General features: G+C 57.2%; 1 pseudogene. It reads right to left on the bottom strand.

Annotated elements, in window-relative coordinates:
• Window positions 1-575: pseudogene (locus EN807_RS35920) on the bottom strand (calcium-binding protein); the annotation flags it as partial.

Genomic DNA, 575 nt, shown 5'->3' with positions numbered 1-575 from the left:
TCCATCATCGTCTGCAGCTGGTCCGTCGTCGGCATGACATATTTGCCGCCGGTGTTGGTCGTCCAATTGCCGCCGCCAAAGGTCTGATGGACCGGGACGATCTGGCTGACCGGGATGCCCGACTCCACCGCAGCAGCCACGGTTCTGTCGATCATGTCGTAGTCGACCGTGTCTGTTCCGGTGCGCACCGGATAGGCGCTTATTCCAAACAGATCGATATGCGTGTTGTCATAGTTGTAGGTGTTGGAAAAATCCGGGTTTTCGGCAGACCCCATGTCCATCGCGGTGATGAAGGTCTTGGCGTCTGGCATGCGAGCGTGGATCCAGTCGGATTCGGCTTTCAGATCCTCAGCGTCTACCTGGGTGTGGTATTGGCCGGTGGGATCCGGCTCGTCGACGAGAAAAAACCCATACACCTTGGGATTGCCAAGGAAGGGGGTGACTTTGTCGATAAAGGACTGGGTCACGCCCTCGCCCTCGTTGAGCCAGACCATAGCCTTCATGCCATCCGGCAGCTCGTTGACCTGGTCGATGTATTGAACGTCGACCAGATTGAAACCGGCGCTTGCGACTTC

The organism is Mesorhizobium sp. M5C.F.Ca.ET.164.01.1.1, assembly GCF_004792125.1.
Classification (GTDB): domain Bacteria; phylum Pseudomonadota; class Alphaproteobacteria; order Rhizobiales; family Rhizobiaceae; genus Mesorhizobium; species Mesorhizobium wenxiniae.
Note: the sequence above shows the minus strand (reverse complement) of the source record. Positions and strands in the feature narration are given on the sequence as shown.